General features: G+C 52.6%; 25 protein-coding genes. 2 read left to right on the forward strand and 23 right to left on the reverse strand.

The window, feature by feature from the left end; genetic code table 11:
* Positions 1 to 337: 337 nt before the first annotated feature.
* Positions 338 to 1,810, forward strand: coding sequence for a hypothetical protein (locus tag PsB1_RS01355; protein ID WP_284358577.1), 1,473 nt, complete (start codon positions 338 to 340; stop codon positions 1,808 to 1,810).
* A gap of 25 nt (positions 1,811 to 1,835) precedes the next feature.
* Here PsB1_RS01355 and PsB1_RS01360 read toward each other — a convergent pair whose 3' ends face one another.
* Positions 1,836 to 2,396, reverse strand: a complete 561-nt coding sequence (locus PsB1_RS01360) for a fasciclin domain-containing protein (protein WP_284358578.1) — start codon at positions 2,394 to 2,396, stop codon at positions 1,836 to 1,838.
* Positions 2,397 to 2,570: 174 nt separating this feature from the next.
* Between PsB1_RS01360 and xseA the strand changes: the two genes are divergently transcribed.
* A complete protein-coding gene (xseA, locus tag PsB1_RS01365) occupies positions 2,571 to 4,091 on the forward strand; it encodes an exodeoxyribonuclease VII large subunit (RefSeq protein ID WP_284358579.1) in 1,521 nt (506 codons plus the stop codon).
* On the opposite strand, the gene lpxB is transcribed toward xseA, so the two are convergent.
* The 22 genes from lpxB to PsB1_RS01470 all read right to left on the reverse strand — a co-directional run bounded on the left by lpxB (position 4,070) and on the right by PsB1_RS01470 (position 25,848).
* Entirely contained in the window at positions 4,070 to 5,254 is a 1,185-nt protein-coding gene (gene lpxB / locus PsB1_RS01370) for a lipid-A-disaccharide synthase (RefSeq protein ID WP_284358580.1), read from the reverse strand. The genes xseA and lpxB overlap by 22 nt on opposite strands.
* Entirely contained in the window at positions 5,251 to 6,102 is an 852-nt protein-coding gene (gene lpxI / locus PsB1_RS01375; protein ID WP_284358581.1) for an LpxI family protein, read from the reverse strand. Before lpxI ends, lpxB begins: the two co-directional genes overlap by 4 nt.
* A 40-nt stretch (positions 6,103 to 6,142) precedes the next feature.
* Positions 6,143 to 6,937, reverse strand: a complete 795-nt coding sequence (gene lpxA / locus PsB1_RS01380) for an acyl-ACP--UDP-N-acetylglucosamine O-acyltransferase (RefSeq protein ID WP_284358582.1) — start codon at positions 6,935 to 6,937, stop codon at positions 6,143 to 6,145.
* A complete protein-coding gene (fabZ, locus tag PsB1_RS01385; RefSeq protein ID WP_284358583.1) occupies positions 6,934 to 7,380 on the reverse strand; it encodes a 3-hydroxyacyl-ACP dehydratase FabZ in 447 nt (148 codons plus the stop codon). Before fabZ ends, lpxA begins: the two co-directional genes overlap by 4 nt.
* Complete coding sequence (gene lpxD / locus PsB1_RS01390) at positions 7,377 to 8,417, reverse strand: UDP-3-O-(3-hydroxymyristoyl)glucosamine N-acyltransferase (RefSeq protein ID WP_284358584.1); 1,041 nt, start codon at positions 8,415 to 8,417, stop codon at positions 7,377 to 7,379. Before lpxD ends, fabZ begins: the two co-directional genes overlap by 4 nt.
* Before the next feature lie 127 nt (positions 8,418 to 8,544).
* Entirely contained in the window at positions 8,545 to 9,306 is a 762-nt protein-coding gene (locus PsB1_RS01395) for an OmpH family outer membrane protein (protein ID WP_284358585.1), read from the reverse strand.
* 35 nt (positions 9,307 to 9,341) lie between these two features.
* Positions 9,342 to 11,777, reverse strand: coding sequence for an outer membrane protein assembly factor BamA (gene bamA / locus PsB1_RS01400; RefSeq protein ID WP_284358586.1), 2,436 nt, complete (start codon positions 11,775 to 11,777; stop codon positions 9,342 to 9,344).
* Between the two features lie 87 nt (positions 11,778 to 11,864).
* A complete protein-coding gene (locus PsB1_RS01405) occupies positions 11,865 to 13,076 on the reverse strand; it encodes a M50 family metallopeptidase (protein WP_284358587.1) in 1,212 nt (403 codons plus the stop codon).
* Between the two features lie 53 nt (positions 13,077 to 13,129).
* Positions 13,130 to 14,338 (reverse strand): 1-deoxy-D-xylulose-5-phosphate reductoisomerase, encoded by a 1,209-nt coding sequence (gene dxr, locus PsB1_RS01410; protein WP_284358588.1) that lies wholly within the window; start codon positions 14,336 to 14,338, stop codon positions 13,130 to 13,132.
* Complete coding sequence (locus tag PsB1_RS01415) at positions 14,335 to 15,186, reverse strand: phosphatidate cytidylyltransferase (RefSeq protein WP_284358589.1); 852 nt, start codon at positions 15,184 to 15,186, stop codon at positions 14,335 to 14,337. The genes dxr and PsB1_RS01415 overlap by 4 nt, the downstream gene beginning before the upstream one ends.
* Before the next feature lie 2 nt (positions 15,187 to 15,188).
* On the reverse strand, positions 15,189 to 15,959 hold the full coding sequence (locus tag PsB1_RS01420; RefSeq protein WP_284358590.1) for an isoprenyl transferase: 771 nt from the start codon (positions 15,957 to 15,959) through the stop codon (positions 15,189 to 15,191).
* A 1-nt stretch (position 15,960) separates the two neighbouring features.
* Complete coding sequence (gene frr, locus PsB1_RS01425) at positions 15,961 to 16,518, reverse strand: ribosome recycling factor (protein WP_284358591.1); 558 nt, start codon at positions 16,516 to 16,518, stop codon at positions 15,961 to 15,963.
* Positions 16,519 to 16,521: 3 nt separating this feature from the next.
* Positions 16,522 to 17,259, reverse strand: a complete 738-nt coding sequence (gene pyrH / locus PsB1_RS01430; RefSeq protein WP_284358592.1) for a UMP kinase — start codon at positions 17,257 to 17,259, stop codon at positions 16,522 to 16,524.
* A gap of 143 nt (positions 17,260 to 17,402) precedes the next feature.
* A complete protein-coding gene (gene tsf, locus PsB1_RS01435) occupies positions 17,403 to 18,326 on the reverse strand; it encodes a translation elongation factor Ts (protein ID WP_284358593.1) in 924 nt (307 codons plus the stop codon).
* A 72-nt stretch (positions 18,327 to 18,398) separates the two neighbouring features.
* Positions 18,399 to 19,229: a 30S ribosomal protein S2 gene (gene rpsB / locus PsB1_RS01440; RefSeq protein ID WP_284358594.1), complete on the reverse strand. Its 831-nt coding sequence runs from the start codon at positions 19,227 to 19,229 to the stop codon at positions 18,399 to 18,401.
* Positions 19,230 to 19,402: 173 nt separating this feature from the next.
* On the reverse strand, positions 19,403 to 20,041 hold the full coding sequence (locus tag PsB1_RS01445) for a hypothetical protein (protein WP_284358595.1): 639 nt from the start codon (positions 20,039 to 20,041) through the stop codon (positions 19,403 to 19,405).
* Between the two features lie 113 nt (positions 20,042 to 20,154).
* Complete coding sequence (gene mfd, locus PsB1_RS01450) at positions 20,155 to 23,622, reverse strand: transcription-repair coupling factor (RefSeq protein ID WP_284358596.1); 3,468 nt, start codon at positions 23,620 to 23,622, stop codon at positions 20,155 to 20,157.
* Positions 23,623 to 23,729: 107 nt separating this feature from the next.
* Positions 23,730 to 24,383 (reverse strand): PAQR family membrane homeostasis protein TrhA, encoded by a 654-nt coding sequence (gene trhA, locus PsB1_RS01455; protein WP_284358597.1) that lies wholly within the window; start codon positions 24,381 to 24,383, stop codon positions 23,730 to 23,732.
* 51 nt (positions 24,384 to 24,434) lie between these two features.
* A complete protein-coding gene (locus tag PsB1_RS01460) occupies positions 24,435 to 24,722 on the reverse strand; it encodes a succinate dehydrogenase assembly factor 2 (protein ID WP_284358598.1) in 288 nt (95 codons plus the stop codon).
* A 91-nt stretch (positions 24,723 to 24,813) separates the two neighbouring features.
* Positions 24,814 to 25,245, reverse strand: a complete 432-nt coding sequence (locus PsB1_RS01465) for an MGMT family protein (RefSeq protein ID WP_284358599.1) — start codon at positions 25,243 to 25,245, stop codon at positions 24,814 to 24,816.
* Between the two features lie 183 nt (positions 25,246 to 25,428).
* Positions 25,429 to 25,641 (reverse strand): DUF4357 domain-containing protein, encoded by a 213-nt coding sequence (locus PsB1_RS11885; protein ID WP_420887851.1) that lies wholly within the window; start codon positions 25,639 to 25,641, stop codon positions 25,429 to 25,431.
* A complete protein-coding gene (locus PsB1_RS01470) occupies positions 25,642 to 25,848 on the reverse strand; it encodes a hypothetical protein (RefSeq protein WP_284358600.1) in 207 nt (68 codons plus the stop codon).
* Positions 25,849 to 25,971: the final 123 nt, after the last annotated feature.

The following is a 25,971-nucleotide window of genomic DNA, read 5'->3' on the forward strand; positions in this document are numbered from 1 at the left end:
TAAATTGCCACCGCCAAACTCACCCAAAAACCAGCTAACAGCCGTTTGATTACAGCTTCGGTATACGCGGTCAATGTAAGTGAAATGAGATGTGCTCGGATACAGCCCATAAGTGCGGCATGCGAACGGGTCTGTCGTCACTTCATGCTTGACAACTTTGGGCAAGTTGAACAACCTTAATAGGAATGTTCTGGATCTGCTACGCAGGGCTGCTGGGAGTTAAAAATAGCAAATGCGGTCCCTAAATGCTGCTTTAAGTTGCGCTCTAGTTGCATGCTCTATCCTAGCGGGGTGCGTCTCACGACCGATCACCCCTGCCGACATTCGGCCAATTCCAATGGCGAATTCATGGGCAACAACGGGACAAAAATTTGATGGCATTCGTGCCGCCTTGGAAAACCAAACGAGGGCAAGCAATCGACCTGTCCGCATCCTTTTTGTTCACGGGATGATTACAGATCGAGAGGATTATAGCCTTCCCACTCAACGCGCGCTGGCGCTGCAACTCGGCCTATGTAAATCAAAAAAGGCGTGTGAGCCAGAAACATCGGTTGGGTTAGAGGATCGCTATCCATTGCCGCGTGGCTACAACCCGGTGATGCAATTTTATGGTCAGTCTTTGGAGACGGCCTTTCCAAAAGATGCCAGTGGGAAGGTGTCCGCGCCCAGTTCCGTCCTCACTCGTTACGTCTGGAAGCGGGATAACCAGCCTGCTTTGATTGTCTATTCCCTGTTTTGGGCGCCGACGCGCGATTGGGTCAAGAATTCGTTGCTGGGATGTTTTGAAAGCTATGAGGCGGTCCAAGCGCGAAACAACGTGTCTCAGACCCCCAAACCCTTGGATACGATTTGCCCGCCAGAAGGCAGTTTTGGTGCGACCCGAAACACGGACAAAAGACTTTGGTTCAATGGGCAGGTCTTAAAAGACAATTTGATGGTCAATGGATTTGGCGATGCCGTAACGGTCGTGGGTGCTGCTGGGGCCGTTTTGGAAGATGACGTTCAGTTAGCCTATTGTGTCATGGCCAATGATATTCTGTCGGATGCCACTAAAGAATCGGCACTCCTAAAGGCCGCTGGCGAAGAAGCGAACAAGAGCCTTTCAAGCTCCGCAAGCGCCAAAGATCGCGCGGACGCGACGCGCGAAAAGCTTAAGCAGAATACTATAAACCTTGAAGCTAAATCCTTCGATCTGCAAGTCAAAACCGAAGACAAGAGGTGTTCCTTAGAATCTTTGACCAATGCACGCACCGAGAAGCTGGTCACGGCCTTGGCTGAAACGCCGTTTTTTACGGTTACTGAATCCTTGGGCAGTTATCTCACGCTTAAAGCGCATTTATCGCGCCAGACCCATTTGTCGACGAAGCCTAGTGCCAGTTCTGAACGCATTGCTTTTTTTGCGCTACTGGACAATGCCACCATCTATATGCATGCCAATCAAATAAGCTTGCTAGCGCTGACTGATCTTAGAGCGCGCTGCGTGCCGTCTGACCTGGAAACAAGTTGCCCTGTCAACGACAGCCGATTACGTCAAACCAATTCCCCAAACCCTATTTTGCCTACACCCCCTCGGACGACTGTAGTCGCCTTTAATGATCGCGCGGACGCCTTGGGGTATGAACTACCACCTTTTTTGGGACAAAGCGGCTATTTCGGAAGTCTGGTCAATATCTCAGTCTCTAATCCTGCCTTTACCGTGCCTGGGCTGTTGAAATGGCCTATGGACGCGCACACCAATCAGCAAAAGAACCATGCCATCATCCAATTCATGGTGGAGGGGTTTAGTCCTCCAGTTAGCGCCCCCAAATAGGGGGCGCTTTTCTTGGCAATTTATCCTAGCGACCAATGGCGCTAGGTGGCATGAGCACTGTATCGATGACATGGATCACGCCGTTGGAGGCCGCGACGTCTGCCGCGATGACTTTAACGCCATTGACTGTAACTTGACCTCCCCGCCCGTCAACAATCGCTGCTCCGCCTTGAACTGTAGTGGCTTGGCTGAGCCTGCCCACCAATTGCCTAGCCGTGACTTTGCCTGCAACCACATGATAAGACAAAATAGCGGTAAGTCGATCACGGTTTTCCGGCTTAAGAAGGGTTTCAACGGTTCCCGCTGGCAATTTTGCGAAGGCAGCGTCGGTTGGGGCAAAAACAGTGTAGGGGCCGGCATTGTTAAGTGTGTCAACCAAGCCGGCGGCACCCAAAGCTGCGGCCAAGGTCTTGAAGCTACCTGCCCTAACAGCAACTTCCACAATCGTGCCAGGATTGGCATGGGCTTTCGCGCCAGCGCCGCGGGCGGCTGCATCCCCACGCGTTTGGGTACCATGAGATAGGGCTGGTACAGTTGATACAGCTAAAACGACTGTCGCCACAGCAAACATTTTGAAAATAGACATATTCATACCTTTTGGATGAGCAAAATAGCTCAATCACCCTCTACGTTGCGCAGATCAACTGGTTCGCTACGTACCCGAAATTGTGATGTTTCTCTCTGAATTGTAATGCCAAGGCACAGTCCGCCAGCCTAAGGGGCTCTTTCCCATGACCGCGCAACCGATTAAGCACGTGCCATGAGCAACGACCCCTCCAATGCGCCAGAGTTTTCAGTTTCTGAGCTGTCAGGCGCGATTAAGCGCCGCTTAGAGGATGATTTCGGCCATGTGCGGGTGCGCGGAGAGATGGGCCGGGTGACTTTGGCACGGTCTGGCCATGTCTATGTTGACTTGAAGGATGCCAATTCGGTTCTCTCCGCCGTAATGTGGAAAGGCGTTGCGGCCAGCCTGCGGTTTCAGCCTGAAGAAGGCATGGAAGTGATTGCGACCGGTAAGATCTCCACCTTTCCGGGCTCATCGAAATATCAACTGATTATCGAAAACCTTGAGCCGGCAGGTGTAGGGGCCTTATTGGCCCAATTAGAAGAACGCAAAAAACGATTAGCGTCTGAAGGTTTGTTCGACCCCGATGCCAAACAGGCTCTGCCATATCTCCCCCAAATTATTGGCGTGGTGACAAGCCCAACCGGGGCGGTCATCCGCGACATTCTTCATCGCTTGACCGAGCGCTTTCCTGTGCATGTGATTTTATGGCCCGTTCTGGTGCAAGGGGATAAAGCTGCCCCACAATTGGCTCGCGCGATCAAGGGCTTTAATGCCTTACCCGCAGCTTCAGGACATGGCACGGGCGCAATCCCCCGCCCTGACTTGATCATCGTTGCGCGCGGCGGTGGCTCGATTGAGGATTTATGGGCATTTAACGAGGAAATAGTGGTGCGCGCGGCTGCGGCCAGCACCATCCCGCTGATTTCTGCCATTGGTCATGAGACCGACACAACCTTGATTGATTTTGCGGCTGACCGTCGCGCGCCCACCCCCACCGGTGCCGCTGAATTGGCAGTGCCCGTGCGTACGGAATTACTCCAACGCCTTGCAACCCTTGATGGCCGCTTGGCCCGTGCCGTACTTCGCACCTTAGAAGGGCAAAGAATAGCGCTACGCGCTGCGAGCGCGCGCCTTCCCAAATCCGATACTATCCTAGCCAGTGCACGTCAGCGCATGGACCTAATTGATTTGCGCTTTGCCCCGTCCTTGCGTGCGCTTGTGACCGCTAAGATCCATGATTTAACAGCCCTTGGGGGTCGGTTGCGTCCAATGATCCTGACCACAGATGTAAGCAGGAAGACACAAGTGGTTCAAGCATTAGGCATGCGCCTGCAAGGGGCCATGATGCGCCGCACCGGCCTTGAACGGCACGCCCTTGCGCAATCGAATGTACGGCTGGAAAGCGCATCGGTACGGTTGAAAGCCGCCATGGCGCGACAACTCGACCTTAAAGCCCGCCATGTCACCAGCCAAGCGAGTTTGCTTGAGGCCCTCTCCTATCGATCGGCCTTGGCGCGGGGATTTGTGGTGGTGCGCGGGCGCAATCATGGTGTGGTGCGCACCAAAGCGGACATGCAAGGCCAGTCTCGATTGACTTTGACCTTTGTCGACGGCGACGCCCAAGTCCACATAGATGAGAAGCCAGCCAGCGATAAACCAAAACGTGAGAGAACAAGCCTCCCTAAGCCCACTCAAGGCCTATTATTCGATTGAGGGTCATCTTTGTTTTGTTTGTTGAGGAGGGCTACCAAGGCTTCGGCAGCGCGCTGGGGTGCTGGCGCATGGCTACCCCCCATCTTTTCAAGCGCCAAGGCTTGTTGATCGCGTTGGACTTGTGCAGATTTTGGGTCGTATAAGAGAATTGAAGCGGCTTGCGCGATATTCTGTGGTGTTAATTCATCTTGCAAAAACTCTGGTATGGCCATGCGATTAAGTGCGATGTTCAACAAACAGATGTAACGGCTTTTAAGTAAAAATTTCAATAGAATAAATGCACTGATTGCCCCTAATCGATAACCCAACACCATGGGCGTACCTTGTAATGCAACTTCGGTTGTCACCGTACCTGAACAAGCTAATGCCACATCACCGGCCGCAAATGCATCGCATTTCTCTGCTTCGCCAACCAGATGGTGCTTGAAAGTCCACGTGGCAGCGCGCGCGCGGATTTGTTCTTCCACCGATGGTGCAAGCACCACAACCACCTCAACACTTGGATCTGCGGCGCTGAGTAATGCAGCCGCACCTTCTAAGGCCGGGGCAACGCGTTTGATTTCCCCGGCGCGTGAACCCGGTAGCAACAGGACCACGCGTTTATCTTTAAGTCCATGGCGTTGTCGAAACTGGGTAGCGTTACCGGGTTTGCTTCGCGCGATTGCTGGATTACCAATCACTGTAATTGGAAGGCCTGTTCCATCATAATAGGGCACTTCAAAATCATGGATGCAGAATAAAGCGTCATAGACCTGCGCGACGGTCTTGGCCCGCCCGGGTCGGCTGGCAAACACCTGTGGCCCAACCATCTTAATCAAGACTGCATTAGGCAATAAGGCGCGAATGGCCTTGGCGGCGCGAAGCGTAAAACCCCATGAATCGATGAATACCACGGCATCAGGGGTAAAACGGCGGGCTGCCTCGCTCGTCTCTAAAGCGCGTCGACGCACGGTTCTAAGGGCACTCAATCCCTCTGTTAGGCCTAATACCGATAGTCCTTCAATGGAAACTTCACTGATAACGCCATGGCTGGCCAGCTTAGCCCCTCCAACCCCTGCAAGTTCAAGTGTGGGTTCAACTCTGCGTAATGCAGCCACCAACTCGCCGGCCAACTCATCGCCCGATGGCTCCGCTGCGACGATGAAAACACGCCTTGGCTTCACGTCTTAACGTCCACTGCCATGCCCAGAATAAACAAGCCTGCTTCCTCTGCTGCGGCGATCACATGAGTTTTGTCGATAATTAAAGCCCCTCCAGCCTCAACCACCATGCCAGCTAGGCCGGCTTTCGCCGCACCCTCGACAGTTTTAACGCCAATGGTCGGCAGATCAACTCGCCGTTCCTGATTGGGCTTGGCGCGCTTAGCCAAAACGCCACGTCGGTGAGACCTGGTGCCGCGCAGATGGCTGGATAATTCATGGACGCGGGCCAACATTCGGTCAGTACCTTCTTGGGCCTCCACGGCCAGCACCAAGCCATCGACGACGACAACCCCTTGACCAATATCCATCTGACCAATTTCGCCAGCGACCTCAAAGGCTTTGTAGCAGTCTTGGGTTTGAGCAGGCGTGGGCATGTGTCCTGCAATAAGCCCTTCTGTTGCCAATAAGGCTGCCAAGACATCGTCCGTACCAACGATCTTAAAGCCCTCGCGCTCAAACTCGGCTATGACGGCGCGCAATAAAGCATCATCCCCTTTGCTCATTTCCGGTACTATGCGGGTTAAGGCCAAAGCGCCACGCATATCGGGTTTAAGGGATTTAAGGTCAGGACGGTTAACCAGACCCGCAAACACCAAGGCATCGACTTGATCGGCTTTAAGCGCTTTGATCCGCTCACCGACCCGTGCCAAGCCACACTCAATGCCCGGGAAAAGCGCCAAACTGGGATCGCTTACGCCTTTGATACGGCTTACATGCACTCCAAGACCTGCTTCTTGGCAATGCTGCGCCAAGAGCAACGGCAAATCCCCTGCCCCGGCTATAATGCCCAGTTTAGAAAATGTGCCCATCTCGCCCTTCCGCCACGGCTTTGACTTTGGATTAGCCTACTTAGCGCTCCACACTACAAATGCCACGTTTGGAGGGAGCATTGAGGAAGTCCAGCATTGATTGGACTTGATCATTATCTGCAAAACCCTCACTCACATCGGTGATACGGTCCTGTAATGGGGTCACATCATCGCCAAATAGCATGTCAAAGGCAGCCAGAATATCACGAATCTGCCCTGTATGATTACCGCGCCGCTTAAATCCGACAATATTCAGCCCCTTAAGATGAGCTGGATTGCCATTGGCCATCGCAAAAGGAATAACGTCGCGCGTCACCAAGGCCATGGCACCAATAAAGGCATAAGTACCAATCCGCGTCCATTGATGAACAGCCGCGAGTCCACCAATATACACACCCTTGGCTAAATTCACATGCCCACCCAAAGTTGCACTGCGTGCCAAAATGCACTGATCGTCGACAAAACAATCATGGGCAACATGGGAATTGTCCATAAAGTAACAGCCATTGCCAATTTGGGTCAGGCCTTGATCGCGTGTTGAGCCCCTATGCATTGTCACATGCTCACGGATCACACAATCTGTACCAATCACCAATCGGGTATCACTATCTTGATAAGGATGGATTTGTGGTGGACCACCCAGAACTGCGAATGGCCAAACTTGGGTATTAGCGCCGATTTCAACATGGCCATAAGTCGTTACATTGGACATCAGGTTTGCGCCTGCGCCTAGGATTGTCTTGCTAGAAATAAAACAAAATGGCCCGATGAAGGCCTCCGCATGAATAGTAGCCCCTGCTTCAACAACGGCGGTGGGGTGTATGTGCCCACTCATCCCAAGTCAACTTTCATCGCGGCCCATTGGGCTTCACAGGCCATTTGGCCTTCAACCGTGGCAATGCCTGCAAATTTATAGACATTGCGTCGCCCCATCACCACTTCGACTTTCATGTCCAACACATCCCCTGGGCGTACCGGGCGGCGAAACTTGGCAGCTTCCACCGACATGAACATGATCCCAGCTGTTTTAGCGTCAATTTTCAGTGTCTTAGACATCAATACAGCACTGGCCTGAGCCATGGCTTCAATTTGCAGAACACCAGGCATTAAGGGTCGGCCTGGAAAATGGCCCTGAAAGAAAGGTTCATTGGAAGTCACACATTTTACGCCACGTATGCTTTGCCCCTCTACATATTCCAAGCAGCGGTCAACCAATAAAAACGGGAAACGATGTGGAATAAGACTTTCGATTTCATCACTTTCAATCAGGTCACTCATCGCTCTTCCCCTGCTGTTTCGGCTTTGGTTGGTGTGGTTGTCACCAATCGCTTGAGAGCAACCGTTTCGCGCATCCATTGTCGCATTGGCTTTGCAGGATAACCACCCCAAGATTCCCCAGCTGGTATAGAATTTAAAACCCCACTCCCAGCCGCCACAGTCACTTTGGCACCAATTTTGACATGGTCTGCAATACCAACACGACCACCCATCAGCACTTGATCACCTATCTCGCACGAACCTGATATCCCGCCAAAGGCTGCTATCACCACGCCTAAGCCTAATTGGCAATTATGCGCGATCTGGGTGAAATTATCGATCTTACAGCCCATACCAACCACGGTATCGCCAAACGCACCCCGATCAACAGCACATAGTGATCCAATTGAGACATCATCTTGTAAAATCGCACGCCCTAATTGGGGTACATCCTCTGGACCATCGGGTGTTGGGGCTACCCCAAAGCCTGTTTCGCCAATCACACTACCAGAAGCAATGGTCACCCGATCTCCGATCAAAGCGCAATAAATCGTGACATTCGCGCCAATCCGACAGTGACGCCCGATCACTACCCCTGGACCAATCACCGTGTTGGGGCCAATTGTCGTTGCTTGGCCAATTTCGACATCCTCACCCAACACCACCCCATGGCCCAAGATAACATCGCTGTTGAGACTAACTGAAGTAGGAATCGCTGGGGCACCGCTCTCAAAATCCCGCCGCTGCACTAAGGAAGCTGCCGCCAAAGCAAATGATGCGCGCGGCTCATTTACTATCAAAGGTGCCACATGTTTTGGCAATCGCAGAGCGTCCTCAGCACGGATGAGACAAGCAGACGCACTTGTCTGTATGGCCGCTTCCCCCTTCTGAGGGCCATGACAAAACACCAATTGCCCAGGATAAGCCGCTTCCAATGGTGCACAACTATGTAAATCAAGCAAGGGATCATAGCCTTGCGGGCATGTAGCGCCTACACTAAGAGCCACTTCCATCAAGCTTTTTGGGCCGAGGAGCGTATAAAAACGCGGATCGATCATCTTTAACGCTCCTATAAGGTTCAACCTCCATGTTTAAGCGAACATAGGTCTTGACGCGCAAGCGCTTCTTACACCCAGCCAAGCAAGGCCCAACCCAAAAATAGGCCTTGCTTGTATGAACCCAAATTTATGAGCGCGGTGGAACCGACGCGGGTTGACGAGGCAAAGGTGCCCCAGGCGCAGGTGTTGTTGGGGGAACCGGACGAGGCGCAGCTGCGGCAGGTGCTGTCCCAGCAGCCGGTGGGGTTGGCAAAGTAGCGCGAACAACATTGATGGTCTTGGTTGTCGCATTCAAGCGGGTAATTAGATCCCCCGTCATGTCAACACCAGGCACAAAGGCTTCAACTTGCTGAGCTTGCATGGCGACCAAAGCATTGCGCGTTACCATAGCTTGTTGCATCGCAGGCGAAAAAGCGTTGCTGAAAGCTTCCAATGCGTTCCGCTCAGTTAATTGCATCACTTGACCTAAGCGTTCTTGCTTTTGTTGGAATTGCGCATAAAGGCGCTGAAAGGCTTCTTGGCGGGCTTGCGCGGCAGGTGTTTGAGCGTCGGCGACAGAGGTCGCACGAATGGCATTTAACTCCGATTGCAACTGGCGCTGATCGGGCTCTAACTCGCGGTTGATTTGATCGCGAATAGCTTGCAACTTCGTGCGCATATCTTGGCCCGCAGTGCTATCTTGAATTAAACGGCCCAAATCATAGATGACGACAGGGCTTAACACCGCCGGTGCAGAGGTTGGACGTGCAGCATTTGGAGGGGCTGCTGCTGGGGTCGTGGGTGGTGAGCTTGTTGGCGCTGGTGCAGGAACTGGAATTGGTGCTTGTGCTTGTGCGGCTCCTGCCAAGAGTGCAGCCATAAGGCCTGCCAGAATGGCTTTGTTTGTCATTTGAAGTCTCCTAGAGTGATGATTGGCTAATCGCCTTAAAAATTTGTAGCGGTTGAAAATCTGAACGTTTCAGTCTTGTCATACACCTCTTTCAGGAAGGGATTGGAAAAGTCAAACCGGACAGGCCCAAACGGGGAAATCCAGTTAATTGACAATCCAGCAGAGGCGCGTAGCGCCAATCCATCGCGTGTATTTTGATAAGTGCCATAATTGATGTTAAAACTCACCTTATCAATGGGGTCAAGCTTGCCCAAAGTTCCTGTATCTAAGAACAAAGCCGCTGTAATTCCATAGGATTCAGGTAAGGGCGTCGGAACAGTCAATTCAAAAGTTGCAATACCATAGATTTTGCCACCCAAAGCATCACCATAAGTTATCTGAACATTTTTAGATAATTTGTCTGGCTGGCTATTATCAGGCGCGCGGACAGAAAAAACAGTACGTGGCCCAATCCCAGCAATTTCAAAGCCGCGGAACGACTGCCCACCCTTGAAAAATCGGTCATTAACCCGAATATTATCGCCGTCCCACCCATTTATATTGCCTGCAGACAACCGCGCACTAGCCCGCCAGCCCGGAAATAAGCCACGATAGATTCCAGCTGATAATTCGGTGCGATGATATTTGATCCCAGTTCCGACACCTGCAAAATCCTGACTTAGGGAAAGATCAAATCCACGTGTCGGCTGACGTGGATCATTGCGTCGATCCCAATTAAACTCATAACCCACCGAAGAGGTGGTGGTTTTGCCCAGATTGCGACATAAGCTGCTAGCATTAAAGACTGGGGTACCATCCGGGTTGAAACAGGAGATTGAAGGAATTTTATTCGTGTCGTTGCGATAAGTATATCGTAAACCCAAGCTTCGATCTTCTGCCAATGGGAAACCGCCACGCAAACCAATACCGGTTGAGTTGGTTAAAAACCCAGCTTCACGTATATAATCCTGCTCGACAGAGAATATATCAACCCCGGCTGCAATATTGCGTCCCATAAAACGAGGTTCTGTAAAGCGAATATCGATATTTTTGGTGCGTGAACTCGCCTCAACCCGAAAACGAAGGAATTGCCCCCGACCGCGCAAGTTACGTTGCGAGATTGAGATTGCAAAATTATAAGCTTCTTGTGATGAATAGCCTACACTAAAGGCCAATTCACCGGTTGGTTGCTCTTCAACCTTAACTTCGACCACGGTGCGGTCGGGTAATGATCCTGGCTTTTCCTCGATCTCAACCTCTTTAAAGAAACCAAGAGCCTTGACCCGGTTTTTCGAACGATCAATCAAGACACGGTTAAAGGCATCACCTTCCGCTAAACGTAACTCTCGCCGGATGACCTGATCTAACGTAGCAGAATTACCAATAATGTCGATGCGCTCCACATAAACGCGCGGGCCTTCATCAACATCAAACACAATATTGACTTTGCGCTTATCTCGGTCGGCCGATTCACGTGGGCGTACATCAACAAAAGCATAACCCGACGACCCAGCTGCAAAAGTTATGGCTTCTATGGCCTTTTCAACCAAGTCACGCTCAAACACAGCCCCACTTCGAATTGGCACGAAAGCGCGCAGAACATCACCGCTGAGCTTAGAGTTTTTGGTATTCACACTAATGTCACCAAATGTGTATTTCGCCCCTTCTTCTATGGCATAGGTGACAAAAAAATCTTTTTGATCTGGGGTTAATTCAGCCACAGCCGATTTCACCCTGAAATCATAATAACCCTCATTGAGATAAAATTTCCGCAATTGCTCGCGGTCATAATCGAGTTTATCTGGATCATAATTGTCTTTACTTGAGAAAAACCGCCACCATTCAGATTCTTGGGTAACAACCACACCCTTTAACCGATCATCTGAGAAAGCTTGATTGCCAATAAAATCGACTTTGCGTATGCCAGTCGTTCGGCCTTCATTAATCTCAAAAATCAGATCGACCCGGTTGGAAGGTAGGATTTTGATCTTAGGCACAATGGTTGCAGCAAATTTACCAGAGCGGCGATAGACTTCCTGCATCCGACGAATATCGGCTTGCACCCTGTTTTGGGTAAACCAAGAGCGCGGTTTGATTTGAACTTCTTTTTCCAGCTTGTCCTTGGTGACCGCACTATTACCTTCAAACAAGACTTGGTTGACGGTAGGATTTTCGACCACTTTGATTACCAAAGTCTGGTCACGCTGTTCAAATTCGACATTCGCAAAAAAGCCGGTCGCAAAAAGCGTTTTAAGGGCGATATCGATGCGCTCAGCATTAAAGGTTTCGTTAGGCTGGATTGCGACATAAGCTAGGACCGTTGCCGTCTCAATGCGCTGATTGCCTTCAACAACCACATTATTGATCACTTGAGGAACAGCCACCGGAGCATCCGGCGTCACAGGCGCTTGAGCGAACACGCAAGGACCATAGCAGGAATTGGCTACCAGCGCAGCCGCGCCGCCAATGAGCAAACGTTTGAATGATGCCATGAATGGGCCTTTAAACCTTGTTGAACATGTGTCTGGAACACATTTCTAGTGTAGAGGGGGGTGGATAAACAATTTGGCGCGCCAATCCTAGCCTGCAGCGACAAAGCCTTTCAGCAGATTGAACAAACCAGATCGCTCTAAATCTTGGAATGTCGCAAATACGAACAAACTTAAAATGCAGGCCAAACCAATTTGAAAGCTTATGGCCTGCACTTTTTCTGGGATTGGTTTGCCGCGAACGGCTTCTGCCGCATAAAAAACCAAGTGTCCGCCATCGAGCACGGGCAAAGGCAAAAGGTTCATAAAACCAACAGCAACCGATAAAACCGCTGCCAAGCGTACGAGGCCGATCCCAACAGATTCTGCGACTTGAGCGGCACTTGCTTGTGGGCCTGCCTCAGCAACTGAGTTTTCCGTCACTTTACCTGCGATCTGGAAAATCCCCAAAGGCCCATTGATATGCCCCGCAGACATGCCGCCACGCAACACAGCCAGTATGAAATTAAACTGGGTTGCAATGATATTAGCAGTCTGCTCTCCCCCCCGCACCAGTGCTTGAATAGGGTTATAGCTCCGTTTTTCAACCGTTTCACGGGTAAAACGGGTCTCGATGCCCAACAGACCTTGAGTTTCCTTATCGCCAAACGGGGTTTGGCGTTCAACGATTTTAGGGGTAACCCGAATGTGAACCGCCCCATCAGCCCGCCTGATATCCAAGGCCATTTCCTTGCCCCCTGAAACCATGATCGCGGTTTGAAGGTCTACAAAGTCATCGATTTTACGGCCATTAATCGCAACAACCTCATCACCAGCTTTCATGCCGGCCGCTGCGGCTGCCCCATCAGGCAGGACATGTGAAATGATAGGCCGCTGCACCATCTCACCAAAAATTGCAAAAAATATCGCAAATACCGCGATGGAAAAGCCAAAGTTAAACAAAGGTCCTGCCGCTGTTACAGCCGCACGAACATGCACGGGTTGGGCATGAAACAAACCTGAATTACGATCGGCTATACCGTCTTTGAATGTGGGTGAGCTAACGGATTGAGAACTAACATCCTTATCGCCTTCAAATTTAACATAGCCGCCCAGAGGCAGTGCTGCGATACGCCAGCGCACACCTGCTTTTGAAGTCCAAGCACATAATTCAGGGCCAAACCCGATCGAAAACGATTCAATCTTCACCTTAAACCAGCGCGCCACCTGATAATGGCCAAACTCATGGACGAAAACAACAACGCCCAAAACCACAAGAAAAGAGACAAAGCTTGCCGCAAGCCCACCAATAGGTTCAATCATGATCGTGCGTACTCCAAAAATGTAACCCATTGCAGCTTCTAAACGGTGACAAACTAAACAGAGACAAACCTGCGTTTGTCACGATATTGCGTGGCAATGCTACGGCCCGCTTGGTCAGCAGCATAAACATCGTCCAAATCTCCCAATGCAGCATCCAAGCCAAGACGACAGGCTTCATCCATTGTTTCTGATACGATTGCGGCAATTTGTGGAAAGGAAATAGATCGATGCAGAAAGGATTGCACCGCGATTTCATTGGCCGCGTTTAAAATTGTTGGCGCGGCCCCGTTTTTTTTCAAGGCTGCTCTTGCAAGTTTTAAAGCAGGAAATCTATCTAAATCAGGAACTTCAAACTCAAGTCTACCAATAATTGTTAAGTCCAATCGCGGCGCCGATGTCACCAAACGTGCCGGCCAAGCTAGGGTATGGGCAATTGGGATGCGCATATCTGCTGCACCTAATTGTGCTAAAACACTGCCATCTTGATAGGCTACCAAACTATGGATCACCGATTGGGGATGAACTAAGATATCAATTTGATGCTCAGGCATTGCAAACAAAAGTGCCGCTTCGATCAGCTCAAGACCCTTATTCATTAAAGTGGCGCTATCAACCGAGATTTTCTGCCCCATAGACCAATTAGGGTGGTTGATCGCTTGTTCAGGTGTTGCGGCAGCAATGGCGCTTGCAGACCAGGTCCTAAATGGACCCCCAGATGCAGTCAGTATGAGCTTCTCTACCTGGTCGGATTGATCGAGCACTTGGAAAATCGCATTGTGTTCACTATCCACTGGCAGGATTGCGCCACCCCCTTGCGCAACAGCTTGCAAAAAGACACCACCCGCACAAACTAAGCATTCCTTATTCGCCAGAGCAATCGTGGCCCCACGGCGTGCGGCAGCTAAAGTAGGGGCAAGGCCTGCTGCACCTACAATCGCAGCCATAACCAGATCCGAAGGCCGAGCCGCAGCCTCAATCAGTGCTTGCGGACCAAGATCAATGGCGATGCGATGATCAGCTAAGGCGGCTTTAAGTTGATCGCCATAGCGCGAATCAGAAAGAGCAACGTGGCGGGCACCCGATTTGATGGCTAGCGCGGCCAACAAGACCCAATCGCTATGGGCGGTCAAACTGATGATCTCAAACACTGGTTCCTTGCCAGCTTGCCGTGCCCGATCATTGGCTTCTTGGACCACATCAAGTGTCGCGCGTCCAACTGACCCCGTGGCACCTAATATGGTCAAAGATTTGGGGGAACTCATGTCAACATCGCCTTTAAACCCGGGGTCATTAAAAGGAGCGCGACAAAGGCCAGTGCAGCCGCCAGATGACCGTCTAACCGGTCCAAGAACCCACCATGGCCAGGAATAACCCCAGAGGCGTCTTTAACCCCATAATGGCGTTTAGCCAGTGATTCCAAAAAATCGCCTGCTTGCGCCGTGACGGCCAACAGCCATCCAATCAACGCCCAAGCCATCCAATGACCGCCGGATATCAAACCATAAATTACCCCAGCTCCAATACCAGCTAGCGTTCCCCCAACCGACCCTGACCAGGTTTTATTAGGGCTGATGGCGGGAAATAGTTTAGGTCCGCCAAACACGCGCCCTACAACATAAGCCATTGAATCAGTGGACCAGACGATGGCAAACAAACCAAACATCAAGGCTCTTCCTCCATCATCTTGTCCGCGAAGCCCTGCCAAAGCCCATCCTGACAAAGCCAGATAGACCGAACCTGCCAAACCCAAAAATCCATAGTGTCGAGGGGATCGCGCCAAAGTAAGGAAAAAACCTAAAGCCGCAATGATTTCATAGGCACGCGGCAAAAGTGCAAAGCAAAATCCACATAGAGCGGCAATGAGTGCACGCACAGTCAAATCATCGGCCTTAGGCGCGATCATCCGCCCCCACTCAAAGGCCAAAGCCGCCATCACTGTTGCAGCCATGAGAGCCCACCCCAAACCACCATACCAAGCACTGGCCAAGCTGAGCGTCACCATCACGAGGGCTGAAACCAGCCTAACCCGCAAATCACCGCCTAATTTACCAGCAGCCAAGCCAATCAAAAACACAGATTGCTTCGGGTCAGGTTGGGGGGGTGTCGTCAAGGTCACACGCCCCCAAAGCGACGGTTACGCTGGGCATAGTGGCGCAAGGCTTCTTCCAAATGGGCGCGCCCAAAATCTGGCCACAAAATGTCAAACACCAAGAATTCCGCGTAGGCTGATTGCCAGATCAGAAAGTTGGATAAGCGCTGCTCACCACTGGTGCGAATAACCAAATCAGGATCAGGCCATGCGTGGCTCGGTAAAAAGCGCGCAATCGTATCTGGACCAATGGTCTCAGGATCCATGCGACCAGCGGCAACTTCACGTGCAATTTCTTGGGTTGCGCGCGCGATCTCGGCCTGCCCACCATAATTAAAGGCGATCACAAGGGTCATGGTCGCATTTGTTTGGGTTTGGGCTTCAGCTTGATCCATCAAGGCTAAGATATCATCAGGCACACCCTCGCGCTCACCTAACACACGCACACGCACCCCAGCCCTGTCTAGCCGCGCGAGGTCTGAGCGGATAAAGCCGCGCAACAGGCCAAACAAAGCTTCAACCTCATCGGGTGGGCGGCGCCAATTCTCAGTGGAAAACGCATAGACCGTAAGGACTTCAAGTCCCAGATCACCCGCTGCTTCGACTGTCTGCCGTAAAGCTTGCACTCCCGCCGAATGGCCAAACGCCCGTGGCATCCCCCGCGCAGTGGCCCATCGACCATTGCCATCCATAATAATCGCAATATGGCGCGGTCGAATTACAGCCCGCCCATCTTGGTGTGGCGCGGCATCTGGAGAGGCTTGTTGAGCCCAGTCGACGAGTGCCCCGGCCATTCTAAACTTGCATGATCTCGTCTTCCTTGGTCTTTAAGGTTGAATCTACCTGTTTGACAAAGGAATCCGTGGCTTCTTGAACTTGGACTGAGAGTTTCTTGTGCTGATCTTCGCTGAGATAACCATCTTTTTCGGATTTTTTCAGCTGCTCCATGGCATCACGGCGGACATTGCGGATGGCAACCCGCGCGGCTTCAGCATATTTTCCTGATAATTTAACCAATTCGCGACGACGCTCCTCATTTAAAGGAGGAATAGGCACACGTAATGTCATACCGTCAACCACGGGATTAAGGCCAATACCAACATTGCGAATAGCCTTATCCACCACGGCAACCATAGATTTTTCCCACACCGTCACGGTCAGCATTCGTGCTTCGGGGGAAGAAATCGCACCCACTTGGTTTAGCGGCACCAACGCGCCATAAGCCTCTACCATCACAGGCTCAAGCAAATTCACATTGGCCCGGCCAGTACGCAAGCCTTGAAAGTCACTTTTCAGGGCGGTGATTGCGCCTTCCATTCGGCGCTTGATATCTTGAATGTCAAATGTCGTCATGGGTTAGAAATCCGTTATGACGGTGCAGACCCCGGTGCCCGCAAGCACCTCGGCCAAGCGCCCGGGTTGGCGAATATTAAAGACTATGATGGGGATTGCACTATCGCGCATCATGGAAACCGCAGAAGCGTCCATGACTTTTAAATCCTTGGCCAAAACCTCAGTATAGGTCAAGCGATCATAGCGCGTCGCCTTTGGATAGCATTTGGGGTCAGCGGTATAAACCCCATCAACCCCAGTGCCCTTTAAAAGGGCGTCACAACCCATTTCGGCGGCGCGCAAGGCCGCCCCTGAATCGGTGGTAAAAAACGGGCTGCCAACACCAGCAGCAAAAATAACGATCCGGCCTTTTTCCATATGGCGCATAGCACGTCGGCGGATATAAGGCTCACACACGGTTTGCATCGGGATCGCCGATTGCACGCGGGTATGCACGCCAATGCTCTCCAAAGCGCCTTGGAGAGCCAAAGCGTTCATAATGGTGGCAAGCATACCCATATAATCCGCGGTGGCGCGCTCCATACCCTTGGCAGCACCAGAAATGCCGCGGAAAATGTTACCCCCACCGATCACCAAACACAGTTCAATGCCAGAATCGCGGGCGGCCTTCACATCGCGCGCAAAGCCCAAACAAGTCTCTTGATCAATCCCGAACTGGCCATCCCCCATCAAGGCTTCCCCCGAGATCTTCAATAAAATCCGGCGTGGTTTTGGACCAAAGGGTTTGATGAGATCATCCATTATGCTGCGTCTCCAAGCTCAGCGAAGGCCTACCATGACTCGTCCGCACCCGTGCAGAATGGTCTTCTGACAGACCCAGAGCGGCACGCCAAGCATGCCGCCCTGTTTCTTGTCAGCTTTGTGACAGCAAAATAGGTCGCCCTTTAGGTACCGCTGAGGGCGGCCACTTCCGCTGCGAAGTCATCTTCTTTTTTCTCAACGCCTTCACCCAGCTTAAACATGGCAAAGCCGGTGATTTCAGCAGCTAAGCCCGCCGCTTTAGCCGCTTCAGCCACAAAAGCTGCAACTGTTTGATCTGGGTTCATCACGAACGGTTGTTGCAGCAGCACCACTTCTTCATAGAATTTACGGATGCGGCCTTCGATCATGCGGGCAATCACGTCGTCAGACTTGCCGCTTTCACGCGCTTGCTCGGTCAAGACCTGACGTTCACGTTCAACGACGGCAGGGTCTAAATCATCGGTTTTGAGCGATAAAGGTGCGGTGGCTGCGATATGCATCGCAACTTTCCGGCCAATGTCGGCTGCAATGGCTTGATCGCCCGCGGTTTCAACGCCAACCAAAACACCGATGCGGCCAAGGCCTTCACCGGTTGCGGTATGGATATAGGACGCCACAACACCCTGCTTGACCGATACTTTAGCCATGCGGCGCAAGGTCATGTTTTCGCCAATTGTTGCAATCAGATTGGTGACATAATCGGTTACGCTGCCTTCGCCTGCTGGTGAAGGAGCCGCTGCGAGTGCTTCAAGTCCATCAACGCCATGGGCCAATTTAGTGATGCCACGGACCGCAGCTTGAAACTGTTCATTGCGCGACACAAAGTCGGTTTCAGCGTTCAACTCAACCAAAACGCCCGTATTGCCGCTGACATAGACGCCAACCAAGCCTTCAGCTGCCGCACGGTCTGCCTTCTTGGCAGCCTTGGACAGACCCTTGGCACGCAGCCAATCGATTGAGGCTTCAATATTGCCATTGTTTTCAGTTAGCGCTTTTTTGCAGTCCATCATGCCAACGCCGGTCTTCTCGCGAAGATCCTTAACGAGGGCAGCCGTAATTTCGGCCATAATCGCCTCCAGGCTCAAGTGTTTTTAAAGTTTGCCCTGGCCTATGTCTACACAAGCCAAGGCATGATCGAATTAAGCTTCAACAGGAGCTTCGAGGTCGCCTTCAACCGATTCTGCGACAACTTCTTCAGCCACCGCTTCTTCTGTGATTTGGCTCAACACGGGCTCAGTTGGGTTTTCCATCGCACCCAAATCAACCCCAGATGCCGATTGACCTTCTGCCAAGCCATCCAAAGCCGCATCTGCAATCAAGTCACAGAATAATTGAATGGAGCGCGCAGCGTCGTCATTGCCTGGAATTGGGAAATCGACTTCGTCGGGATCGCAATTGCTGTCGATCATCGCGGCAACTGGAATGCCAAGCTTTTTGGCTTCTTTGATCGCAATGGCTTCTTTATTGGTGTCGATGACGAACATCAGGTCGGGGATACCGCCCATGTCGCGGATCCCGCCCAAGGAGCGCTCCAGCTTTTCGTATTCGCGGGTGAGGTTCAAGATTTCTTTCTTGGTGAGGCCAGCTGGCGCATCCCCTTGAACGATGGCTTCAACTTCGCGCATGCGCGCGATCGACTTAGAAATCGTCTGCCAATTGGTCAGCGTGCCACCCAGCCAACGGCTGTTGACATAATATTGGGCGCAGCGCTTGGCCGCTGCAGCAACAGGATCAGAAGCCTGACGCTTGGTCCCAACAAACAAGACCCGGCCGCCCTTGGCTGTAACGTCGCGGACGCGCAACAAAGCCTGGTGCAACAAAGGCACGGTTTGGCTGAGGTCAAGAATGTGGATGTTGGCGCGCTCTCCAAAGATGAAACGCTTCATCTTTGGGTTCCAACGGTGGGTCTGGTGACCAAAGTGTGCGCCCACTTCGAGCAATTGGCGCATAGTAAATTCTGGCACTGCCATAGTGTTTCAATCCTTTTTCCGGCTAGCCTCCGCAGGCAGGAGCGGCCTCACATGAGAACCGCGCCGGATGGACGAACGACCCCTGCCCTATCCCTGAAGGAATAAAAAAGGGTTCGCGCGCCGCGAGCCCGCGTGCGTGATGGCGGCGGGTCTAAGCTTAAGTCTCCCAAAACTCAAGGCTTGTGGGCAGTTGGGGGTGTGTGCGGCGGTGCGCCATTTGCACAATGACCGGCATAGGCCTTTGAATAAGGTTGATCAAAGCAAGTACCAAGGCGATCAACGACATCTAAATTCATCGGCCAGACTGGCCTTGGTCGATTAAAGCGTTTTTCAAAGTCTGCTGCTGCCTTTTCCCAATTTTTAGGAGGCGGCAAAGCAGCCAATCCGGCGCGCGCTTGATCAAAGGCCGCTCTATCGCGTCGAAGGAAGGCTATGGTCGCATCAGCATAATAGTTTTGCGCGTCATCGCCCTGCGGCTTTGTAGCCTTAAACGCTTTAATCGCTTCGCGGTTTTTACCAGAAGCAGCTAGTAATTGCCCTTGATGCCACTTAAGTGTGGACAATCGCCCGGTTGGAACTTTTTCTCGGTTCTTGTGAACGTAAGCACCAATAAGCTCTGCAGCGCTTGCTTCGCAGCCCTCCTGCTCTGCAACTGCGCGCCAACCGCCCTGAAAGTCTTGATCAAATTGTTCGAAACTGAGCGAGAGAAGTTCATCGGCTCGCGGATGCGACAGCCCGCATGCAGGCGCATTACCAATTGCTTGGCAACCAGAAACCAAAGCGACAATGACCAGCAATCCGATATATTTCATCACAAAGTTCCAAAATCATTTTAATTTGGAAGAACTGGATAGCGCGTTCTGACTAAATTCAAATCTTGTATCAGCACACCCTCTTGTACAAGCCACCGCTAGACCCTCGCCCCTCAAGCCATTTCCGCAGCCAAAAATGCCGCAGCCCGCTTGGCCCCTTTGAGGCGCTGTTCCGGGGTAGACCAATCGCCATTCACAACCATTTTGCCATCTGGCCGCAAACGAAAGAGGGCTGGTTGCTTTTGCACGGCCGCGACCAGCTTCATCGGATCGGGGGCTGATTCAGGTCTAAAGGTCAAAACAGCACCCTTAGGCCCAGCGTCGAGCTTGGCGATATGGGCTTGGCGGCAGAGCGCTTTAACGCCTGCAATTTGAATGAGTTGGCGGGCTTCTTCGGGCAAGGGGCCAAACCGGTCGGCCAATTCTGCGGCATAGCTATCGCGGTCTGCATCGCTCTCGAGCTCACTCAAACGTCGATAAAGCGATAGGCGCACATTGAGGTCTGGCACGTAATCTTCTGGGATCAACACCGCCACACCTAAATTGATGGCGGGCGACCAGGACCGCGCGGAGATGACTTCGCCGCCATCTTGAAGGCTTAAAACCGCTTCTTCGAGCATTTGCTGATAAAGCTCAACGCCGACTTCGCGAATATTGCCCGATTGCTCCTCACCCAACAAATTGCCCCCGCCACGCATATCAAGGTCATGGCTGGCCAGTTGGAAACCCGCGCCTAAACTATCGAGTGATTGGAGGATTTTCAGCCGCTTTTCAGCGCTTGTCGTAATTGCTCTTTCCGCCGGAATGGTCAGATAGGCATAAGCGCGGGTTTTGGAGCGGCCAACCCGCCCACGTAATTGATACATTTGAGCCAAGCCAAACATATCGGCCCGCCACGCAATCAACGTATTGGCGCGGGGAATATCCAGGCCGCTTTCCACAATCGTGGTGGAGACCAAAACGTCATAAGCGCCCTCATAAAAGGCGGTCACAATCGGTTCCATCTGGGTGGGCGACATTTGGCCATGGGCAATGGCAAAGGTCATTTCCGGCACCATTTCGCGCATAAAGCGTTCGATATCGCTGATGTGTTCCACGCGTGGCGCCACAAAAAAAGCCTGCCCGCCTCGGTATTTTTCCCGCAACAGGGCCTCGCGAATGGTCACGGGATCCCACGGCGTGACATAGGTGCGCACCGCTAAGCGGTCGACGGGCGGGGTGGCGATGATCGACATATCGCGAATGCCCGCCAGTGATAATTGCAAGGTCCGCGGGATTGGCGTGGCCGATAGGGTCAAGACATGGGTATCGGTGCGCAATTCCTTCAAGCGCTCTTTATGCTTAACGCCAAAATGCTGTTCTTCATCGACGATCACGAGCCCCAGATCGCGGATGGAGAGGTCCTTGGCAAAGATGGCATGGGTGCCCACGACTATATCGATTTTACCATTGGCGACATCGCGCTTGGTATCGGCCGTCTCTTTACTGCCAACCATGCGGGACAATTGACGCACTCGCACCGGCCAGCCCCGGAAGCGTTCAGTAAAGGTCTTAAAATGTTGGCGCGACAATAAGGTGGTGGGGCACACAACCGCGACCTGGCGACCCGTCATCGCAACCACAAAGGCTGCGCGCAAAGCCACTTCTGTTTTACCAAAGCCGACATCGCCGCAGATCAAGCGGTCCATCGGATGGCCTGCCGCCAAATCTTGGAACACGTCTTCAATCGCGCTCAATTGATCTTCGGTCTCATCCCAAGGAAAGCGTGCGCAGAACTCATCATAATCACCCGATGCGCCATCAATGGGTTCGCAGACTTTGGCGGCGCGTGCGGCGGCGATCTTAATCAGCGCCTCGGCCATATCTTTAAGACGCTGCTTGGCCTTGGCTTTACGGCCCTGCCAGGCAACCCCGCCCAATTTATCGAGTATGGCTGTGGCGTCTTCTGAGCCATAGCGGGAAACAAGTTCGATATTTTCAACAGGCAGAAAAAGCTTGTCCCCGCCAGCATATATCAATTCCAAGCAATCATGGGGTGCACCTTGAACGTCCAAGGTGCGCAAACCCTCATAGCGGCCAATACCGTGATCAATATGAACCACCAAATCGCCTGCCGACAGGCTGCCCGCTTCAAGGATAATGCTGGCGGCCTTGCGGCGCTTGCGCGCGCGGCCCAAGCGCTCACCCAAAATGTCTTGCTCGGACAAAATGGCATAATTTTCGGCCACAAAGCCATGCTCCAGCGGCAAAACCGCCAAGCCAATCGCGCCCTTGGGCATGAGGCTTATCGTTTGGGCGTTAGGTAATGGAAACAAAGCCTCCATACCATGTTCTTGCAATACATGACCCATACGTTCGGCCGAACCTTCACTCCAGGCCGCAAGAATGGGTTTGAGGCCTTGGGCAATTAACGCCTCAACATGTTGGCGCGCTGCGTCCCAAACATTCACGCCTTCGCTAGCCCGCTCGGCGGCAAAACTGCGCCCGGCTTTGGCGCCTGCTTCCAATAAGGCCTGCCCGCCTTCTGCCTCTTGATAGGCGCTCAGACGTCGGATATCTTGGCGTGCCAATAGAGCGTCAAGCTCACCTTTAGCCACATAAAGACGATCAGGTGGAATGGGATTATACGGCGAAGAGCCTTTAGGTGGCGGGATCAGGCGCGCTTCATAATAATCCGTGACTTGCGCCAAGCGTTCTTCCGCCGCGTCCAAGGCGTGGGGATCAAGGCTGATCAAAGCCCCCGGCCCCACATAATCAAACACCGTCTCCATATGGTCATGGAACAAGGGCAACCAATGCTCCATACCGTTGCGCCGCATGCGCTTGGTCACCGCTTCATAGAGGGGATCGCCTTGGGCCGCTCCAAAAAGCTCAAGATAGGCCAAGCGAAAGCGACTGGCCGCCACATCATCCAAAATCGCTTCTGAAACCGGGGCCAGCACCACGCCTGCCAATTGATGGGTTGAGCGCTGGGTTTCAGGATTAAAGCTGCGAATACTTTCTAAGGTGTCACCAAAGAGATCCAAGCGCACAGGCTCTGGCAATTCAGGAGGAAAAAGATCGATAACGCCGCCACGGATCGCAAATTCCCCGCGCTCACGCACCGTGGCGGTGCGCACATAGCCATTGGCGGCAAAATAAGCGGTCACAATGCCCATATCAAGGATTTGGCCGGGCTTGGCAGAGAAAGAGGCAGCCGCCAAGCGATCACGTGGTGCCATGCGCTGGATCAAAGCAGCCCCGGTTGTGACCACCATGACGGCAGGATCACCGGCTTTACGGCGGATCAATTGGGTCAGTGTGGAAAGCCTTGTCGCGCTGATTTCTGGCGCTGGCCCGACCCGGTCATAAGGCAGACAATCCCAAGCGGGCAGCCGCAGCATCGAAAGGCCGGGGGCAAAAAACTGGGCAACGGCGATAAAGGCAGACGCTTGTGCGTCATCTCGCGCTACATGCAGGGTTACCCCGCCACGCAACAAAGCCGCGCGCGCCATTAGGTTGGCATCATAGCCTTCGATAGCACCCGACACACGTAGAGGGCCAACGGCGTTGACGAGGGTTTCGACAGTTGTAATCGACATGGGTCAGCGAGCTTTTGAGTTGATGGACCCAGGCTATAGCGGCCCCCTACCCGCTTGGCGAGGGAGTGAGCTCAGTACCTAGCCCATTGGGTGGCATCAAGCAGGCTTTAATTCACCCCGACAAGGATCACACCAACCAAGATTGCAGCGTAATGAAGCCCGGCTGCTGCCACCACATGTCCATGCCAGATTGCGCGGCGAAACTTCAAGCCCTTAGCTGCGTAAAATAAGGTACCGACTGAATAAACAATACCGCCAGCCACCAATAGCCACATCGCAGCCACAGGCACCCCGTCAATCATTGGCTTGATCGCAATCACCACCATCCAGCCCAAAGCCAGATATAGGCCAACCCAGATGGCTTTACCAAGCCCAGGTAACAGCATTTTGCCAGCAATCCCAAGCCCCGCCAAGGTCCAAACCGCCACTGTCATCCACGTCGCCCATGCCCCAGTCAGGGCTTGGGTGGTAAAGGGGGTATAGCTTGCGGCAATCATCAAGAAGATGCCCGCATGGTCAAGGCGCCGCAGAAACGGCTGCCAGTTGGGCTTAGCAAAATTATAGGCGGTCGAAAATGCCAACATCGCGATCAGTCCCAACGCATAGACGCATACGGCAGCCACTTTGCCAATCATGCCATGACTAACCGCCAAACCCAAAGCCAAGCCACCACCAAACAAAGCCAAAGTTAGACCTGCAACATGGACAATCAAGTCCGCGCGGCGCGCCCATAGGCTGGGATAATGATCACAAAACTGCATACTAACCCCCATAAACAAACAATGTGGCAGACATAAGATCACATAGATTGGTTAAGAATTAGGTGTTCGCGCTATGGTTTCGACAGTAAAACTTAATGATTGCAATCTATCCATAACTGGGCCTTGAAACACTGGGGGTACATGAACTTGGCCAACGATCCAATTATAAACATCCCAATCGGCCTGATCCAATAAGGCTTCAAACACCCCTAAGTCAGCCTCATCACACTGCGCCAAGCTTTGATCGGCAAAGGTGCCCATCAAAAAATCATGCTCACGAAAGCCGCGCCGCCATGCACGGTAGCGCAATTGCTTGATCCAGATATCTCGATCCTTCATGTCGCCTCTCCTTGAGCCACATAATCATATAGCGCGCCGCGACAATGACCACATGGTGGGGTGCAGTTGGGGGGCGCCGAGAGGTGAAGGTCTAGCCCCCGCTTGACTGCTCCAGCAGGCGGTAATGTTCGATGATTTGGCTGTCACAACTAAGCCTTTTCGCGATCTTGCTATCGGGCGCAATCACGCGCCAGAAGGGCACCACGTCGCTTGGTACCTTACCCTCAGCCAAATCCATAAGAGCGACTTCGGCCACCACTTTGAGGTAGATTGCGGTTGTGACGGGACAGGCCGCTTGGGCGTCATGCTTGCGCGCCAATTCATTGCGCATCCGCTCGATACTGCAGGTCTCCCCCACAGGAATACGCGCGATAAAATTGGCAATCGTGCCGGGGGACGCAATATGCATCGTCGTGCCGGTTTTGATGCCCGCAAAATCAGTATGCAACACCACATTCTTTGGTGGCTTTGCGCCATCAAACCGCTTGCGCCAATCCGTTGGCCGCTTCGCCTTAACCGCCATTCTAACCCTCCATTTGTGTGACGCATGGCTGCTGTCATCAACCAAGGCGTAAAGATAGTGGCCGGGGATCGCGGGCACAATTATCCCGTGTTTTTATGAGTGTGGGCAATGGGTTAGGAGGTTTGGTGTCTGGTGGGGTCAACTTCTGCGGGTTTCGGCTATTCCACGATTGCCCTATCTAGCTCAAGGCGTCGAAGTGTCAGATAGCTTGGTCGCTTCCCATTCTCTGTAGGTCATAGCTTTCCCTTTGACTCGCCATTCCAAAGTGCCGTTAGAAGGACGGCCGCAGACGACGGCCGCGGCTGCACTTGCGCTGGCGAAGGCATAGTCGGTGGTGAAGGTGCTGGCTTCTCCTTGCGGAACCAGAACGCCCGTCCGGCAAAGCTCGCCGTGCAGCTAGGCATAACCAGAGGCTTCTGTACCGATCCCAGCCCATTCGCGCCGGGCAGTTGATCCGGCTTGGACAACAAACTCACCATCACGTAGAAGCGCCTGCGCAGTGATGCCATGTTTGCGAAGATTGAGCTCGAAGCTCACGCTGGAGCTTTCGTCCGAGGAATTAGCTATAGCGGCGCGCAACATCCTGCGGCTGTTCAGGAACATGTTGATCCTGAGGGCCGGAAGGACCATCAAGAGGTAGTCGAGAAAAGCCTCCATGTTCGCTTGCCAAACCTCGGACAGACTCGATCGCGCAGGCGTATTCCCTTTTCCAGTTTCACTTTTCCA

Origin of the sequence: Candidatus Phycosocius spiralis (genome assembly GCF_030158815.1) — a bacterium.
GTDB lineage: Bacteria > Pseudomonadota > Alphaproteobacteria > Caulobacterales > Aquidulcibacteraceae > Aquidulcibacter > Aquidulcibacter spiralis.

Excerpts from the sequence above, each read along its gene's own strand:
- PsB1_RS01445 (WP_284358595.1), bottom strand. The coding sequence starts at position 20,041 with ATGAAATATATCGGATTGCTGGTCATTGTCGCTTTGGTTTCTGGTTGC.
- frr (WP_284358591.1), bottom strand. The coding sequence starts at position 16,518 with ATGACGACATTTGACATTCAAGATATCAAGCGCCGAATGGAAGGCGCA.
- PsB1_RS01395 (WP_284358585.1), bottom strand. The coding sequence starts at position 9,306 with ATGACAAACAAAGCCATTCTGGCAGGCCTTATGGCTGCACTCTTGGCA.
- PsB1_RS01420 (WP_284358590.1), bottom strand. The coding sequence starts at position 15,959 with ATGGCCGGGGCACTCGTCGACTGGGCTCAACAAGCCTCTCCAGATGCC.
- bamA (WP_284358586.1), bottom strand. The coding sequence starts at position 11,777 with ATGGCATCATTCAAACGTTTGCTCATTGGCGGCGCGGCTGCGCTGGTA.
- tsf (WP_284358593.1), bottom strand. The coding sequence starts at position 18,326 with ATGGCCGAAATTACGGCTGCCCTCGTTAAGGATCTTCGCGAGAAGACC.
- PsB1_RS01355 (WP_284358577.1), top strand. The coding sequence starts at position 338 with ATGGCGAATTCATGGGCAACAACGGGACAAAAATTTGATGGCATTCGT.
- PsB1_RS01470 (WP_284358600.1), bottom strand. The coding sequence starts at position 25,848 with ATGTTCCTGAACAGCCGCAGGATGTTGCGCGCCGCTATAGCTAATTCC.
- mfd (WP_284358596.1), bottom strand. The coding sequence starts at position 23,622 with ATGTCGATTACAACTGTCGAAACCCTCGTCAACGCCGTTGGCCCTCTA.
- PsB1_RS01465 (WP_284358599.1), bottom strand. The coding sequence starts at position 25,245 with ATGGCGGTTAAGGCGAAGCGGCCAACGGATTGGCGCAAGCGGTTTGAT.
- PsB1_RS01405 (WP_284358587.1), bottom strand. The coding sequence starts at position 13,076 with ATGATTGAACCTATTGGTGGGCTTGCGGCAAGCTTTGTCTCTTTTCTT.
- xseA (WP_284358579.1), top strand. The coding sequence starts at position 2,571 with ATGAGCAACGACCCCTCCAATGCGCCAGAGTTTTCAGTTTCTGAGCTG.
- lpxD (WP_284358584.1), bottom strand. The coding sequence starts at position 8,417 with ATGATCGATCCGCGTTTTTATACGCTCCTCGGCCCAAAAAGCTTGATG.
- fabZ (WP_284358583.1), bottom strand. The coding sequence starts at position 7,380 with ATGAGTGACCTGATTGAAAGTGATGAAATCGAAAGTCTTATTCCACAT.
- lpxI (WP_284358581.1), bottom strand. The coding sequence starts at position 6,102 with ATGGGCACATTTTCTAAACTGGGCATTATAGCCGGGGCAGGGGATTTG.
- trhA (WP_284358597.1), bottom strand. The coding sequence starts at position 24,383 with ATGCAGTTTTGTGATCATTATCCCAGCCTATGGGCGCGCCGCGCGGAC.
- rpsB (WP_284358594.1), bottom strand. The coding sequence starts at position 19,229 with ATGGCAGTGCCAGAATTTACTATGCGCCAATTGCTCGAAGTGGGCGCA.
- PsB1_RS01460 (WP_284358598.1), bottom strand. The coding sequence starts at position 24,722 with ATGAAGGATCGAGATATCTGGATCAAGCAATTGCGCTACCGTGCATGG.
- dxr (WP_284358588.1), bottom strand. The coding sequence starts at position 14,338 with ATGAGTTCCCCCAAATCTTTGACCATATTAGGTGCCACGGGGTCAGTT.
- lpxA (WP_284358582.1), bottom strand. The coding sequence starts at position 6,937 with ATGAGTGGGCACATACACCCCACCGCCGTTGTTGAAGCAGGGGCTACT.
- pyrH (WP_284358592.1), bottom strand. The coding sequence starts at position 17,259 with ATGGATGATCTCATCAAACCCTTTGGTCCAAAACCACGCCGGATTTTA.
- PsB1_RS01360 (WP_284358578.1), bottom strand. The coding sequence starts at position 2,396 with ATGTCTATTTTCAAAATGTTTGCTGTGGCGACAGTCGTTTTAGCTGTA.